The organism is Pseudoalteromonas sp. NJ631, from assembly GCF_000276645.1.
GTDB classification, from domain to species: domain Bacteria; phylum Pseudomonadota; class Gammaproteobacteria; order Enterobacterales; family Alteromonadaceae; genus Pseudoalteromonas; species Pseudoalteromonas piscicida.
In genome coordinates, this window is record NZ_AKXJ01000023.1 from 20,353 (window position 1) to 36,671 (window position 16,319).

16 protein-coding genes are annotated in these 16,319 nt (G+C 44.1%); 3 read left to right on the forward strand and 13 right to left on the reverse strand.

Going from position 1 to position 16,319, the window contains the following annotated elements:
• Positions 1-57 precede the first annotated feature (57 nt).
• The 13 genes from A587_RS0123110 to A587_RS0123170 form a co-directional block, all read right to left on the reverse strand.
• Entirely contained in the window at positions 58-1,080 is a 1,023-nt protein-coding gene (locus tag A587_RS0123110; protein ID WP_017219482.1) for a biotin/lipoyl-containing protein, read from the reverse strand.
• Positions 1,081-1,205: 125 nt separating this feature from the next.
• Positions 1,206-2,156 carry a sensor histidine kinase gene (locus tag A587_RS0123115; RefSeq protein ID WP_017219483.1) on the reverse strand — a complete coding sequence of 317 codons (951 nt, stop codon included), beginning with the start codon at positions 2,154-2,156 and terminating at the stop codon, positions 1,206-1,208.
• A gap of 4 nt (positions 2,157-2,160) precedes the next feature.
• A complete protein-coding gene (locus tag A587_RS0123120; protein WP_017219484.1) occupies positions 2,161-2,700 on the reverse strand; it encodes a heme NO-binding domain-containing protein in 540 nt (179 codons plus the stop codon).
• Between the two features lie 130 nt (positions 2,701-2,830).
• Positions 2,831-4,228 carry a hypothetical protein gene (locus A587_RS0123125; protein WP_017219485.1) on the reverse strand — a complete coding sequence of 466 codons (1,398 nt, stop codon included), beginning with the start codon at positions 4,226-4,228 and terminating at the stop codon, positions 2,831-2,833.
• Positions 4,229-4,328: 100 nt separating this feature from the next.
• Positions 4,329-4,625, reverse strand: a complete 297-nt coding sequence (locus A587_RS0123130) for a DUF1330 domain-containing protein (protein ID WP_017219486.1) — start codon at positions 4,623-4,625, stop codon at positions 4,329-4,331.
• A gap of 29 nt (positions 4,626-4,654) precedes the next feature.
• Positions 4,655-5,044: an SMU1112c/YaeR family gloxylase I-like metalloprotein gene (gene gloA2, locus A587_RS0123135; protein WP_010378641.1), complete on the reverse strand. Its 390-nt coding sequence runs from the start codon at positions 5,042-5,044 to the stop codon at positions 4,655-4,657.
• A 118-nt stretch (positions 5,045-5,162) separates the two neighbouring features.
• On the reverse strand, positions 5,163-5,924 hold the full coding sequence (locus A587_RS0123140; protein ID WP_010604931.1) for an SDR family oxidoreductase: 762 nt from the start codon (positions 5,922-5,924) through the stop codon (positions 5,163-5,165).
• 6 nt (positions 5,925-5,930) lie between these two features.
• Complete coding sequence (gene mmsB, locus A587_RS0123145; RefSeq protein ID WP_010604932.1) at positions 5,931-6,818, reverse strand: 3-hydroxyisobutyrate dehydrogenase; 888 nt, start codon at positions 6,816-6,818, stop codon at positions 5,931-5,933.
• A 12-nt stretch (positions 6,819-6,830) separates the two neighbouring features.
• Positions 6,831-7,970: an enoyl-CoA hydratase/isomerase family protein gene (locus tag A587_RS0123150; RefSeq protein WP_017219488.1), complete on the reverse strand. Its 1,140-nt coding sequence runs from the start codon at positions 7,968-7,970 to the stop codon at positions 6,831-6,833.
• Complete coding sequence (locus A587_RS0123155; RefSeq protein WP_010378634.1) at positions 7,970-8,746, reverse strand: enoyl-CoA hydratase; 777 nt, start codon at positions 8,744-8,746, stop codon at positions 7,970-7,972. Before A587_RS0123155 ends, A587_RS0123150 begins: the two co-directional genes overlap by 1 nt.
• 10 nt (positions 8,747-8,756) lie before the next feature.
• Positions 8,757-9,914, reverse strand: coding sequence for an acyl-CoA dehydrogenase family protein (locus tag A587_RS0123160; protein ID WP_017219489.1), 1,158 nt, complete (start codon positions 9,912-9,914; stop codon positions 8,757-8,759).
• Between the two features lie 107 nt (positions 9,915-10,021).
• A complete protein-coding gene (locus A587_RS0123165; RefSeq protein WP_010604936.1) occupies positions 10,022-11,512 on the reverse strand; it encodes a CoA-acylating methylmalonate-semialdehyde dehydrogenase in 1,491 nt (496 codons plus the stop codon).
• Positions 11,513-11,608: 96 nt separating this feature from the next.
• A complete protein-coding gene (locus tag A587_RS0123170) occupies positions 11,609-12,787 on the reverse strand; it encodes a thiolase family protein (protein WP_017219490.1) in 1,179 nt (392 codons plus the stop codon).
• Between the two features lie 315 nt (positions 12,788-13,102).
• On the opposite strand from A587_RS0123170, the gene A587_RS0123180 reads away from it, so the two are divergent.
• Genes A587_RS0123180 through A587_RS0123190 form a run of 3 tightly spaced genes read left to right on the forward strand, consistent with a single transcriptional unit; the run spans position 13,103 to position 16,312 of the window.
• Entirely contained in the window at positions 13,103-13,495 is a 393-nt protein-coding gene (locus A587_RS0123180; RefSeq protein ID WP_010378624.1) for a MerR family transcriptional regulator, read from the forward strand.
• 24 nt (positions 13,496-13,519) lie between these two features.
• On the forward strand, positions 13,520-14,695 hold the full coding sequence (locus A587_RS0123185) for an isovaleryl-CoA dehydrogenase (protein ID WP_010378622.1): 1,176 nt from the start codon (positions 13,520-13,522) through the stop codon (positions 14,693-14,695).
• Positions 14,696-14,704: 9 nt separating this feature from the next.
• Complete coding sequence (locus A587_RS0123190) at positions 14,705-16,312, forward strand: carboxyl transferase domain-containing protein (RefSeq protein ID WP_017219492.1); 1,608 nt, start codon at positions 14,705-14,707, stop codon at positions 16,310-16,312.
• The last annotated feature ends 7 nt before the right edge of the window (positions 16,313-16,319 follow it).

Genomic DNA, 16,319 nt, shown 5'->3' on the forward strand with positions numbered 1-16,319 from the left:
TCTCCTTTTTGAGTAAAATAGTTGGTTAACTTCTTTGCAGCTGCTACAAGCGCGAAGCTATACCAGAAAAAAATAACCCGCCAGCGCGATAACTATTACACCAGCAGCGAGCGCAAACACTTTGCCAGAGTTAGCCCCTCCTTCTTGACTATCTTTGCTACAATTTTCTCTTACATGGGCAATCACCGCAGACTCCGCTCGTAAAACTGTTGAAGCTGGACTAACATGGTCATTTGTTAAATCAACATAGCTATCGCCAGTTTGAGTACTAAGAGGGGGAGATTCATTTTTAATCTGTGTGTCAATAACCGTGCTATCGGTTGCTTCGACTGCCGCTATGTCTTTATGCGCTTCTAAACTATCACATGTAGCCTGATGAGAAGGCCTATTAAGCTCGACCAGCGTAGAAGGTTCATTATCCAAAGCTGGGTCTAACAATACTTGAGCTATTAAGGCATCAGTATTATCTTCTTTCGATTCAGGAAGTGCAGTCTCAGGCGCAATATACTCAGGATGATACAAAGTGACGATCGTTTCACCTGCAACGACTGCTTGCTCAAGCTTTTTGATAAAATCGCACACTACGCCATCATTGGGAGCACATACTTCGAGGATGACCTTGTCGGTATAAACATCGCAAAGCCTATCGCCACAAGCAACCATATCTCCTTCTTTAACATAGATTTCAATAACCGTTGCACTCTCGACAAAATCGGGTAATACATCGATCTGCACGTCAAGATTGCCTTTTCCTTTCAACTCATGGTCAGTAGTGATGTCTTCATTACTGAGCAGCTGATGAACTCGCTTCGATTCAAGTGCAACTAAGTGGTTTAATTCTGGATCAGGAATGATTGACATAATAAGCGCATCAGCCTTCAAAACATCTCCTTCGTTTACCACGATTTTACCGATGCGGCTGGCTTCTGGCGCTCGTAGCTCCAATACGACCTTACTCGTTTCGATATCACATAAGACTTGATCTTTTGCAACTTGATGTCCTTCGGCTACATAGAGTGTTGCAATTTTTGCAGTATCTATTAACTCAGGCAACACGGGTACTTTCATTTCAATCGTCATAATTTCCCTATTACGTTTAAGTATCCAATTAAAAGATGAGGCTCAAAACTTCAGATGAAAATCACTGGGATATATCTGATGCTAGTCGATTAACGTATTATAAAATAGGGACAGGCGCAAGTTTCTCACTGCTCCAGAGGAAAGGAAATAGTAAACTGACTACCCACTCCTTCTTGACTTTGAACATCAATTTTCCCTTTGTGCTCTTTTACAATCGCATGAGTAACAGCAAGTCCCATGCCCGTACCTTCGCCGACAGGCTTAGTCGTAAAGAAAGGATCGAACAATCTAGGAAGCACATCAGCATCTATTCCAATTCCGTTGTCGCTAACGCTTAAGATAATATCTTGATCGTTACCCGGTGCGAGTAACACTTCTATTGATTTATGCGACTTATGGCTCATGTCTACCGCATATTTAGCATTCACCAACAGATTGATGATCGCCTGTTTTAGCGCCCCCTCCTTGCAATAGATATTTGGCACATCTTCGACCGCGACGGTTAGCTCGTATCCCTTGAGCTGACCATGAAGTAAACGAAGTGTGTCTTCAACAATAGACTTTAGAGACGCCCAACCGAAACTATCGTTATTGGAGCGAGAGAAATTCATTAAATCATTTACTATGGTTTTAATTCGCTCGCAGCCGTGCAGCGTATCGTGAACGAGATCCGGCAAATCATTCGTAATTTCGTCAATACGTTGCCTTAAATATATATCAATAAGGCGAGCTTCTAATTGCTCTCCTCTCAATTCATTTTGCTCAAGTAATTTTACTGTCTCAAGCAACTGCAAGATTGGCGAGATATAGTAATTAAGTGACTCAAGGTTCCCCGCCACATACGCCAGCGGGTTATTTAATTCATGTGCAACGCCTGCAGATAGTGTCCCTAACGTCGCCATACGTTCGTTGTTTATTAATACAGCTTGTTGATTCTTAAGCTGCGCTAATTGACGTTCAAGTGTTTGGTTAGCCAAATATAACGCACGCGTTTTCTCTTCAAGTAATGACTCGACTTCATCACGTGCACGACGCTCTCTTAGATACGCCTTTTTATAGTCGTTATATTCAGACATCGAATTAATCCAAATGCAGAATGAGTACGCAATGTTTAGCGCCGCTGTGCATGCACTGTGGATGTTCAATTCTTAGTTTGCGACTGTAAAATTGGGCAGCACCATAAAGTAACCCTTCCGCACAAAAACACAATTTACGATTCGAGCAATACTCTAATACGATAGTTTTGTCATCTTTCACTATCGCCGCGATTGAGGGGAGATTCGGCTCATCGTAAAGCTTTTTTACCTCCATGTGTATCACGCTATCGATAGATAAAACCAATTCTTCAAACGACGCAAATTTTGACGAGATACCTTTGTGCTTTTCCGCCAAAAATCCAAATAACGACTGTCCGAAAATGGCCAATACATCTGTCAATGGCTTATTCAATTTGTCAGCAACGCCTTGTGCTAACGCAAATAACTCTGCATCTGGGTAGGATGTAGGGGAAACATAAACCCTTCCCTCAGGTGCATGTGCTTCGAGTAACTCATCCCAAGCTTGCATGCCAATCGCTTCTACGACTAATTCTTCTAAACCTCTAAATATCACGCCGCGCATTAAACTCTCCCTTAACAAAGTTGCTGCGTTATATAGTCAAGACTCACCTCGAAACAAGCCTTTGAATTAACTAGCTTGTTTCGTTCTTAATTAAGTGTAGAACAATATTTGGGATGTAATAGATCTTTCTCTATTCAGCTAAAGGAGTTTGTTCGTCAAGCTCAATTGTATCGAGTTCAATTCTTTCGAGCATAGACATATTGAGAAAGTTATCTAGCTCCTCATTATGCGCAAATACCTTTTCTTTTATGCCTTGATAGTAGTCATTTACAATTCCAGCTAAATTGCCCTCCATCCAAGATTCGACAGAGTCTGAGCGCTTAAACGCATCGGGGTTTTCTTCCACATCTTCTAAAATAGATAGCCACATATTGAGTTCAGCGCGCACTGGCATACCTTCTGACTGCTCCATTACATCATTCATCCAACCGAGCCCCTGATTTTCATAGGCTTTTATCAGCTGATTGTATAACCTACTTTTTTCGTTATCGTCAGCTGGTGCACCTTTATATTTAACGTATTCTCGATTGTCAGTTCTAAAGTATTCGGTGTTCTCATTTTCGTAACTGAGTTTGCTCAATCTTGCGAACAGGTTATTCGGCTCCCGCGTATCTACTTCGTTTAACATTTCTATAAAAGTAGTTCGGTCATTCGCCTTAACTAAGGTTGCCATATCTAGCATGCCACGACTTGTATCAAAATCAGAATTTGCTAAATGCGCGTTGAGATCTAAAAGATCACCGTCTGAGAATTTGTTATCAATGATAAATTTTGCATAGTCATTTAATAACTGGTTGTTCATGTCACCATACGCATTTACATCTTCAAAAAAGCCTAAATCTCTTACATTTAAATCGAAATCAGCATGGCCGTCTTTATCAAGCAGATAAGCTGGTAAATTTGGTTCAGCGAAGACTTTATTGTCAGCTTGCTCCATCAGCTTAGACATGGTCTTCACCGTATCTTGTAATACCTCATCTGACATATTGCTAAGCTTATTTATTAGCTTGGTAGAATAATCATCCTTTTTTTGATCAAGTAAGTTGATAGTCAACGACTCGACAATAAAATCGGTGAGCTGTCCAAGCTCCTCATCAGTTAATCTGTTAGCAACATCAAGAAGTGCTTCAGTTGGTTTAAAGTGGGCAAACTTTACTTTTTGCTCTTCGTCTAAGCGATCGAAAATAGCTAGAAATTCGTCAATTTTCTCTCTTCCTTCAAAATCACCATAGGTATCTTTATAAATATGGCCATTTTCTTCCGTTCCCATATGCTCTCTATGAATCCCATAGCGCTTAAGCCCAATCATGCTGAGGTCTAGGTTGAGAAAAAATTCTTTACTGTATGTGACTGGTGATTGTGTGTAGGAAAAATCAATTGTAAATTCATTGTCTGAACTAGGTAATTGATTGGGCTCATCGTCGGCCCTATTTGTCGCAACTTCTCTGACCTTTTCATGTAGTTTGTCTGACGATGTTGAGTTTACAACATTGCCGTTATTCATTTGATATGGTGGTCTTATATTCATAACCTATATCCTTGTTACAAATTCAATTTACCGTGGAGTTATTAAATGTTATCGACCCATATAGAATAAACTTTACCCAATTTTGCTCCTTGTTTTAGCCTCACCTAGTGTAGCTCGCTAAAATATCGAACCCACTGACGCTATCTTCAAAGTATCGCGCTTTTACCTCTACATATTCAGCATCACTGAAGAAGGACTCCATTGAAGCTTGATCAGGAAAATATATGGTAAAAAGTCGATTAGCTTGGCACTGTCCCTCTGTAAGCAAGGTTTTTGCAATATGAAAATCGTTACTAAATCCGCCACCATATTGTCTTAAGATTGGCTTCATCGCTTCACGATATTTGGCATATCGCTCGCTGTTATGAATTTCCATCGCCACTAACATCTCATACATAATTTAGCCCTTTTAGAGTAGTTATCATCTTAACATTGCTCATAAAGCTCCAGCGGCAAACCATCAGGATCGCTGAAAAAGGTAAAGCGTTTGCCTGTATATTCATCTATTCGAACAGGCTCTACAGCAACTTGATTCTGCACAAGGTGTGCAATATAAGCATCAATATCTGATACGCTAAATGCTAAATGTCTCAGTCCTTGCGCCTCTGGATGTGATGGTCGTTTTGGAGGATTTGGAAACGAAAACAACTCAATCTGGCTCCCATCAGGCAGCGCAAGATCTAATTTATAGGACGCTCTATCTTTTCGATAGTTCTCACGGAGTACATGCAACCCAAGTACTTCGGTATAGAACACTTTTGATCTTTGGTAGTCTGAACAAATAACAGCGACGTGATGTATCCCAGATAACTTCAAGCACTTTTCCTCAAGCATTTAGTGTCTTTTAAATAAAAAAGCGGCAATTTACATTGCCGCTTCACACACTCAAGTAGGAACTTGGACTACACGTTGTAAAACCAAGCCTATTTTTTCATTACAAGCGAATGCCGCCGTCAATCTCAACGACACGTCCCGTAAAGAAATCATTTTCAATGATATATTTTGCTGTGTGAGCAATTTCTTGCGCTTCACCCAGACGCCCTACCGGCTTCATTTTCACTAGGCGCTCTTTGGCTTCAGGCTTCATTGCATCGGTCATTTTTGTACGGATCACACCTGGTGCAATTGCGCCCACGCGAATACCAAAACGACCTAATTCTTTAGCCCAACTGGTAGTCATCGCAACGACACCTGACTTTGCCGCTGAATAATTAGTTTGTCCCATATTACCAGCGCGTGCAACGCTAGACATATTAATGATCACGCCACCATTACCCGCTTCTACCATTTTGACCGCAGCTTCGCGGCCGCACAGGAAAACACCTGTGAGGTTGACATCAATAACGGATTGAAATTGCGAAAGCGACATTTTGTCGATGACTTGCCCATCTTTTGCTTTGAGTAGCAAACCGTCACGCAAAATACCTGCATTATTTATTAATACCGAAATATCGCCGAAGTCATTTACGATGGCATTAAACACATTTTCGACGTCTGATTCTTGACTAACATTAGCGACATACGTGTTAACTTGTGTGCCGAATTGAGCAAGTTCGTGCTTCGCTTCTGCTAAAACGTCTTCTTGCATATCTATCAGGGCAAGTTTTGCCCCATGCTTTGCCATTTCAGTCGCCATGGCAAGACCCAAGCCTTGCGCACCACCAGTGATCACAACTGTTTTATTGTTAATATCCATAGTGTCCTATTTCTCTGAATAAAGCTTAAAAATCGCACTAAAGTCTTCACTGCCTTTACCTTGATTTTGCATCAAGTTATACAAATTCTTCGCCAGCGCCCCCATGGGTGTCGCAGAATTCGTTTGCTGCGCAGATTGCATCGCAAGGCCAAGATCTTTAGCCATTAAATCAACCATAAAGCCCGGCTTATAACCGTTCGAAGAAGGCACATTTTCTAGTACATCAGGACATGGGTTGTATAGCTCTAGCGTCCAGTTACGACCAGAGCTATTTAGCATAATTTCGCTCAATACTTTAGGATCTAAGCCATGATCTACACCCATTTGCAGCGCTTCACTTGTGCCCGCCATAAGTATTGATAACAGCATATTGTTACATATCTTAGCGACTTGTCCCGCACCAATATCTCCAGCATGGAAGATATTCTTACCCATATTGGTCAGTACCACATGCGCACGTTCAAAGTCTGCTTTATTACCGCCGACAATAAAAGTTAAGGTACCGGCCGCAGCACCTGCCACACCGCCAGACACTGGCGCATCGACAAATGAAATGCCCGATTCTGCCAACTTGTTGCCAACAAACTGAGCTGATTCAGCATCAATGGTCGAGCAATCAATTACTTGTGTATTTTTACTAAGGTAATTAATTAATCCGTCATCGCCTGTATACACTGCTCGAACATGTTTGCCTGCCGGCAGCATACTGATCACATAATCGGCTTCGCGACATACATCGCTCACAACCGTCGCTTTCGTCGCGCCACTTGCTTCAAGCGTCGCGACGGCCTCAGGGTTTAAATCGAATACACATACTTGGTGGCCAGCCTTTAATAGGTTAATGGCCATTGGACCACCCATATTACCTAAGCCGATAAATCCTACTTGTGCCATTTAAGTCACTCCTTATAAGTCACGCAATGGGTGATCGTTTTCATCCCAGCGAGGTGCAAAAAAGCGTTCTACCGCGTCGTCTGTAACCTCGGCGACAGATTTAAATCGCCAATTTGGCTTGCCATCTTTATCGATAAGCAACGCACGTACACCTTCTTGAAACTCACCAAACTCGCCAGCCGTTACCGACATCCCTAATTCCTGCTTAAAACAGTCTCTTAGTGTTTTGCCTGCACTTCTAGTGAGCTGCGCTTTAACCAATGCAGCACTTAATGGTGAACCATGCTTTAATGCAGCCTGTGCTTTGCTTAGCCATTTGTTGTCAGTGCTATCCAAAGCCAAAATAAACTCAACCTGGTCTGATAACTCACGTTTCTCATCAAGCGCTTCGAACACTTTGATAAGCGGTTTAATTTCGCTTTTTGGCGGCGCATGAGACGCTTCATCTAGTGACAACAGCAACTGAGTAAGCTTTTCATGATTTAATACATTGGTTTTACCCCAGTTCACTTCAACTAGGTTTTGTAGCAGTAAGCTCAGTTTTTCTGAGTCCATAAAATGATCGGCGAGCCCAACCAGTTTGGCATCCGCAGCGTTAATGTTTGCTGCGGTGAGACCCAAGAATAGTCCAACACCTTTTGGCATTTTATTGAGGAAATAGCTCCCACCAACATCAGGGTATAAGCCAATGGTGATTTCCGGCATCGCGATGCGCGACGTTTCTGTCATCACTTTATGGCTTGCGCCAGCCGTTAAGCCCAGTCCGCCACCCATGATGATGCCATTACCCCATAGTAGGATTGGCTTATCATAGTTATGGATTTGATAATCTAACCGGTACTCTTCACTGAAAAAGGTTTCGATTAATGCGTTACTCGTATCAGACGACATTTCGCGATATAAACTCACGACATCGCCGCCGGCACAAAACGCCTTCTCTCCAGCACCTTTTAGCATAACCATTGCTATTTGCGGGTCGTTTGCCCAAGCGTCTAGTTGCGGCGCGAGCAAACGGATCATATCAAGATTTAAGGCATTTAACGCTTTTGGTGCATTTAATGTCGCCAGCGCTATTTTCATCCCGTTATGGCATGTTGCCTGTTCGAATATAACCGGCGCCTCTTCGTGATTTATTAGCTCACATTCAATCATTAGCCATTTACCCAATTCGCTTTACGCTTCTCTAAAAACGCGTTTACGCCTTCTTTTTGATCCTGGGTATCGAATAGTGTTACGAAGAGTTCGCGTTCAAGTGGCAGTGCGCTATTGATTGTGCCAGAGCGGCCTTTTTGAATGAGGGCCTTACAAGCCGTCACCGCAACAGGGCTTTGGTCTTCGACTTTCTTAGCAAGTTCAAGCGCTGCTTCCAGTGCTTTACCCTGCTCGACCACTTCTTCCACTAAGCCAATTTGCTGCGCTTTATCGGCTTTTAAGCGTTCACCGCATAAAATCATACGTTTTGCCCAGCCTTCACCTACAAGCCACGACAAGTTTTGTGTGCCGCCAGCACAAGGTAACAGCCCGACTTTCGCCTCAGGGAGTGCCATTTGTGCTTGAGCTTCGGCGATACGGATATCGCATGCTAGTGCTACTTCTAAACCGCCGCCCATTGCAAAACCATTGATAGCAGCAATTGATACGCCTCTAAAGTCGCTAAGTGTTTCAAACGCTTCGCCAAATACTCGAGACATATCCGCAGCGACTCCTTTGTCACCGTCGGCAAATACGTTTAGATCTGCTCCTGCTGAAAAGAACTTTTCACCTTCGCCAGTGATCACTAAAGAATAGATTTCTTTATCTGCGTTCAATTCGATTACTAGATTTTTAAGTGCAGTAAGTGTGTCTTTTGTCCACGTATTCGCCGGTGGATTTGACATAGTAACAACGGCAGTATGGCCTTGTTTTTCGAGTTTTAATTGTGCAGTCATGATACTCTCCTTATAGGACGCTTAGGGCGCCTTCAGCTAAGATCCGACGTGCAATAATTACACGCATGATTTCGTTTGTACCTTCAAGGATTTGATGAACACGTACGTCACGTAAATGACGTTCAAGTGGATATTCTTTGATATACCCGTAACCACCATGAATTTGCAGTGCATCATCACATACCTTAGTGCCTACATCAGTGGCAAAACGCTTCGCCATTGCGCAATAAGTGGTCTTTTCTGGGTCGTTGCTATCCAATTTAAATGCCGCAAGTCGAACCATTTGGCGCGCAGCCACAAGTTCTGTATTCATATCTGCAATTTTAAATTGCAGTGCTTGGAACGCCGCTAACGGTTTACCAAACTGAGAACGCTCTTGCATATACTGCTTGGCGGTATTTAGCGCTTGCTGGGCTGTACCAATCGAGCAAGTTGCAATATTAATACGACCACCGTCAAGGCCTTGCATCGCAAATTTGAAGCCTTCGCCTTCTTGGCCTAGTAGGTTGGCAGCTGGGATACGGACATTTTCAAGCGTGATAAGGCGCGTAGGTTGAGCGTTCCAACCCATTTTTTCTTCTGCTTTGCCATAAATAACGCCATCAGCATCGGCAGGGACAACAAAGGCTGAAATACCTTTTGGACCTGCTTCACCGGTTCTTGCCATTACCACCAATACGTCAGTTTCACCCGCGCCTGAGATAAACATCTTAGAGCCAGACAAAACATACTCGTCACCTTCTCTTATTGCTTTTGTTTTCAGCGATGCAGCATCAGAGCCAGAACCAGGTTCTGTTAGACAGTAAGAAGCCAGTAGCTCACCTGTTACTAACTGATCCATATATTTTGCTTTGGTTTCTTCCGTTGCAAAGCTCGCTATCATCCACGTTGCCATGTTATGAATAGTCAACATGGCTGTTGTTGCTGTACAACCCATAGAAAGTTGTTCAAAAATAATACTTGAGTCAAGGCGAGATAAACCAAGACCACCTGCCTCTTCTGGCGTATATAGACCGCAAAAACCAAGCTCACCTGCTTTTTGAATTACGTCTTTTGGAAAAATGTGCTCTTGATCCCATTTTGCTGCATGTGGAGCAAGCTCGCTCATTGCAAATTGGTGCGCCATATCGGCAAATGCTTGTTGATCTTCGTTTAGGTTAAAGTCCACGCTAGACCTCTCTTGCTGTTCTGACACCCTGAATGTGTGTCGGTAATTCTTATCGTTTTGGTAAAAAATAGCGTGCTCCCCCTGCAGAGCACGCTATGCAATATGAGTTATCTAAGGTTGATACTCATATTTGGACCACTGACAGCCTCATCGTCAAACCAACGTGAGGTAATCGTTTTGGTTTCTGTATAGAAACGCACGCCTTGCTTACCGTAGGTGTGTTGGTCGCCGTAGAATGAATTCTTCCAACCGGTGAATGAGAAGAATGGCAATGGCACAGGAATAGGAATATTAATACCGACCTGACCCACTTCGATTTCACGCTGGAACTTACGTGCTGCGCCACCGCTTGCAGTGAATAATGAGGTGCCGTTACCGTATGGGTTGTTATTAATAAGCGTAATTGCTTCATCTAAACTATCGACAAATACACAGCAAAGGACTGGGCCAAAGATTTCTTCTTTGTAGATATCCATTTCAGTTGTGACGTTTGAAAACAGGGTTGGACCTACCCAGTTACCACTTTCATAACCCTCAACTGTAAAATCAGAGCCGTCTAGCAAACACGTTGCGCCTTGCTGCTTACCACTGTCAATCAGCGACAGAATACGCGCTTTAGCCTGCGGCGTCGTTTGCGGACCATAAGCGGCTTCAGGATCATCCCATACGCCAGGACGAACCTTCGCCATTGCGTCTTTAAGTTCCTCTACCCACTGTTGTGATTGCCCAACAAACACGGCCACTGAGATCCCCATACAGCGCTGACCCCCCGCGCCGACCGAAGAGCCAACCAGGTTATTGATCACTTGTTCTTTTTTCGCATCTGGCATAATAACCATGTGGTTTTTCGCACCAACACACGCTTGAACGCGTTTGAGATTTTGCGTACCTTTGCTGTAAATGTACTGACCAACACCACAAGAACCCACGAAAGAAATCGCGCGAATTTCCGGCGCTTCAAGGATTTGGTCGACCTGATCTTTACTACCGTGTACTACCTGAAGTACGCCTTTTGGCGCACCGGCTTCTTCAAACAATTCAACCAAGCGCATTGGTGTTAGCGGATCTTGCTCTGATGGCTTAAGTACAAAGGTGTTACCACATACAATTGCCATTGGGAACATCCACAGCGGGATCATCGCTGGGAAGTTAAATGGCGTAATACCCGCACAAACGCCTAGCGGTTGAGTGTATGAATAGGTATCGATATTTCGGGCAACGTTTTCTACCGTCTCGCCCATCATCATTGAAGGGGCATTACATGCTTGCTCAACCACTTCAATACCACGCCATACATCACCTTTCGCATCTTCAAAAGTTTTACCAAGTTCATGGCAAATGATGGTTGCGATTTCTTCTTGGTGCTCTTTAAGAAGCGCTGCATAACGCATCATAATACGCGCACGCTCAGTTACCGGAACATTACGCCATGTTTTAAATGCTTCTTGAGCTGAATGAATTGCAGCTTGTACTTCTTCGTTAGTAGCACAAGGCACTTTTGCTAATACTTCTTGATTAGCCGGATTAACAACGTCTAACCATTTGTCAGACTGAGACTGTGAAAATTCACCGTTGATGTATAAAGGTACTTGGTGCATGAAGCACTCCTCCCCATAAAACGAGTTTATGCGCTGCGTGAATGATTAGAATTATGGAAAACGCAGCGCCCCTTGAACGAAATAAATTGCAGTAACTTACACTTCTACCGCAAGCGCTACAGCTTCACCACCACCGATACATAGTGAGGCTACGCCTTTTGATAAGCCGCGGTTTTTTAGTGCATGGATAAGTGTAACTAAGATACGTGCACCGCTTGCACCGATTGGGTGACCAAGCGCACAAGCACCACCGTTTACGTTGACTTTGTTGCTATCTAACTGCATTTCGTTGATAGCCAACATAGTCACCATGGCAAATGCTTCGTTGATTTCCCAAAGATCAACGTCTGCTGTCGACCAACCTGATTTTTCAAGCAGCTTATTCATCGCACCGACCGGCGCAACGGTAAATTCAGCAGGCGCTTGTGAGTGAGTTGCATGGGCAACAATCTTACAAAGTGGCGTCAAACCGTGCTTTTTCGCTTCTGATTCACTCATTAAAATCAGCGCGGCTGCACCGTCTGAAATAGACGAAGAGTTGGCAGCAGTGATAGTGCCATCTTTTTTAAATGCTGGGCGAAGTGATGGAATTTTGTCTGGACGCGCGTTACCAGGTTGCTCGTCGGTATTTACCTCAACATCTCCCTTACGTGTACTCATTACATGAGGAGCAATCTCATTGCCAAAACTGCCATTTTCGATTGCGGCGTTTGCTTTACTTAGAGAGCCAAGTGCAAATTCATCCATGTGCTCACGGGTTATGCCATATTCATCAGCGGTAGCTTGTGCGAAACAACCCATCGCTTTATTATCATAAGCATCTTCTAAGCCATCAGCCATCATATGGTCTTTGATTTCGCCATGACCCATACGCATTCCGCCACGGGCTTTGGGAATAAAGTAAGGTGAGTTAGTCATGCTTTCCATGCCGCCAGCGATAGCAGAATTAATGCTACCTGAGCGGATGAGATCATGCGCGAACATCGCCGCTTTAAGACCCGAGCCACACACTTTATTGATTGTTGTCGCACCAGTTGAACGTGCTAACCCTGCGTGTAGCATCGCTTGACGCGCTGGCGCTTGACCGAGACCTGCGGGTAGTACGCAACCCATAATAACTTCGTCTATACTCGCGTCACTAAGACCTGTTTCATTCATTACTGCTTTAATTGCAGTCGCACCTAAGTCTGTCGCGGTTGCGTCAGATAGGCTTCCCATAAAGCCACCCATTGGTGTACGCTTAGCAGCGACGATGACAACAGCTTCGTTACTCATTGCAAAACTCCTGTTTACAAGCCAATCTTAGGCTTGTTAAAAATTAACTCTGTATTCGAGCATACATAATATTTACGTTTACGCCAACGTAAATCTAAAATCAAGCCAAACGAGATCAGTGAAAGTGTAAAGCTATCTTGCACAAATTTGTTTCCAAGGCTTATTTTCTCTGGCTGCAATGAAGATTTGATGACAATTCGAACGGACAGATTATTCCTTTTATAAGACTAAAGAAGGATCTGCTATTCTTACTTTACCTTTACGTAAACTTCACTTATATTGGTCTAATCAGTGACGTTGTAAGTGTAAATAAAAATGCAAGAAATTAATGAACCTACCTATTCAATCAGCGAGTTAGCTAAAGAATTTGATATTACTACTCGCAGTATTCGTTTTTACGAAGACCAAGGACTCCTTTCTCCTAGGCGCCAAGGACAAACGCGTATTTACTCAAAACGTGACAAAGTTCGATTAAAACTGATCCTTCGCGGCAAACGCCTTGGTTTTACACTTGCTGAAACTGGCCGATTATTTGAGCTTTACGACGCCGACAAATCGAGCGAAAAGCAACTTAAAACTATGTTGCAACTCATTGAAGAGAAAAAAGCCGACTTAAGCCAACAAATGGACGACATTAAAGTTGTCTTAATGGAACTGGTGACGGCTGAGCGCCGTTGTCGCGACACCCTACACGAGCTCGAAAAATAAACTCTCACAACAGGATGAATACCGATGAGCACAGTATCTTTATATAAAGAATTAAACTTTGGACTAGGCGAAACAGCAGACATGATCCGTGATCATGTAAATAGCTTTGCAACCAGTGAAATTGCCCCACTGGCTGAAAAAACAGATCAAGAAAATGCATTTCCAAACGAAATGTGGCCAAAGTTTGGCGAAATGGGCCTACTTGGGATCACCGTCGCTGAAGAATTTGGCGGCTCAAACATGGGTTATCTTGAACACGTTATCGCAATGGAAGAGATAAGCCGTGCGAGTGCATCAATTGGCTTAAGCTACGGCGCACATTCAAACCTATGTGTGAACCAAATTAACCGTAACGGCAACCAAGCCCAAAAAGAAAAATATCTACCAAAACTTATCAGCGGTGAACACATTGGTGCGCTAGCGATGAGTGAGCCCAATGCTGGCTCTGACGTGGTTTCAATGAAACTACGTGCTGAAAAGCAAGGTGACAAGTTCATCCTAAACGGTAATAAAATGTGGATCACCAATGGTCCAGATGCCGACGTTTTTGTGATTTACGCAAAAACGGATACCAATGCAGGCCCTCGTGGGATCACGGCCTTTATCGTCGAAAAAAGCTTCCCTGGTTTTTCAACGGCACAAAAGTTAGACAAACTTGGAATGCGTGGTTCAAACACTTGTGAGCTGGTATTCGAAAACTGCGAAGTACCTGCAGAAAACATCCTTGGCGAATACAACGAAGGCGTTAAGGTACTCATGAGTGGCCTAGACTACGAGCGTGTGGTCTTGGCAGGCGGCCCGCTTGGTATTATGCAGGCTTGTATGGATGTGGTAGTACCTTATATTCACGAGCGTAAACAATTTAACCAATCCATCGGTGAATTCCAGCTGGTGCAAGGCAAAGTTGCTGACATGTACACACAAATGAACGCAGCACGTTCATACGTTTATACCGTGGCAAAAGCCTGTGACCGTGGTGAAACCACTCGTAAAGATGCAGCTGGTGCAATTCTATATGCCGCAGAACTTGCAACCAAGCTTGCACTTGATGCCATTCAGCTACTAGGCGGAAACGGTTATATCAATGAATATCCTACAGGTCGATTACTTCGCGATGCCAAGCTGTATGAAATTGGCGCTGGTACGTCTGAGATCCGCCGTATGCTTATCGGACGTGAGCTATTCAACGAAAGTCGCTAGGAGTGCTTCATGACGGTACTAAATTCTGCGGTTAATCCGCATGATCCCCAGTTTAAGGCAAACAGCGATGCGATGGCATCGCTGGTTGCTGATCTTAAAGATAAAGTCGCAACACTGAGCCTAGGTGGTGGTGAAGCGCTTATTGCCCGTCACCAAAGTCGCGGTAAATTATTTGTACGTGACCGAATTGAAACCTTGCTGGATGAGGGCTCGCCGTTTTTAGAAATTGGCCAATTCGCCGCGTTTGGCGTTTACGAGCAAGATATTCCTTGTGCTGGTGTGGTCGCCGGGATCGGACGCGTCAAAGGCGTTGAATGCATGATTGTGGCAAATGATGCGACTGTAAAAGGGGGTACCTATTTCCCTATTACCGTAAAAAAACACCTAAGAGCGCAAGAAATTGCGGAGCGCTGCCATCTTCCTTGTATTTATTTAGTGGATTCTGGCGGTGCGAACCTGCCCGAGCAAGATGAAGTATTTCCAGACAAACTACATTTTGGTCGAATTTTCTACAACCAAGCCCGTATGTCTGCAAAGGGGATCCCACAAATCGCAGTGGTTATGGGGTTATGCACCGCCGGTGGCGCATATGTACCAGCGATGGCCGATGAAAGTATTATCGTCAAAGAACAAGGCACCATTTTCTTGGCAGGGCCACCTCTTGTTAAAGCGGCCACGGGTGAAGAAGTGAGTGCAGAAGACTTAGGCGGCGCAGATGTTCACTGTAAAGTCTCTGGTGTAGCCGATCACTATGCAGAAAATGACGAGCATGCGCTTTCTATCGCAAGACAGTGCGTGTCACGCCTTAATCATCAGCGCCCCACTCGCCCGTTCCTGCAGGATGCCAAACCACCACGTTATGACATCAGTGAGGTGTATGGCATTGTCGGTACGGATCTGAAAAAACCGTTCGATGTACGCGAAGTCATTGCCCGTATCGTGGACGATTCTCAGTTTGATGAATTTAAACGCTACTTCGGCGAAACACTCGTGACTGGTTTTGCTGAAATTTATGGTCACCCTGTGGGGATCGTAGCAAACAACGGTATTCTCTTTTCTGAATCCGCACAAAAAGGCGCACACTTTATTCAGCTCTGTGCACAGCGCAATATTCCGCTGCTATTTTTGCAGAATATTACTGGATTTATGGTTGGCCAAAAATACGAAGCGGAAGGTATCGCTAAGCACGGTGCAAAAATGGTAACAGCCGTTTCCTGTGCTGATGTGCCTAAGTTTACAGTATTGATTGGCGGCTCATATGGTGCTGGTAACTATGGCATGTGTGGTAGAGCGTACGAGCCAACCATGATGTGGATGTGGCCAAACGCACGGATCTCCGTAATGGGTGGTGAACAAGCTGCAGGCGTATTAACACAGGTTAAACAAGATGGTTTAGCGCGTAAAGGCCTTAGCATGAGCGATGCCGAAGTGAGCGAATTTAAAAAGCCAATTATCGAGCAGTACGAAAAGCAAGGACACCCATACTATGCTAGCGCAAGGCTTTGGGACGATGGCGTTATCGACCCTGCAGATACGCGCACAGTACTTGGTCTTGCCTTGGAAGCTGCGAGTAACGCACCGCAAAAAGAATCTAAATTTGGCGTCTTCAGAATGTAAGGAGCAC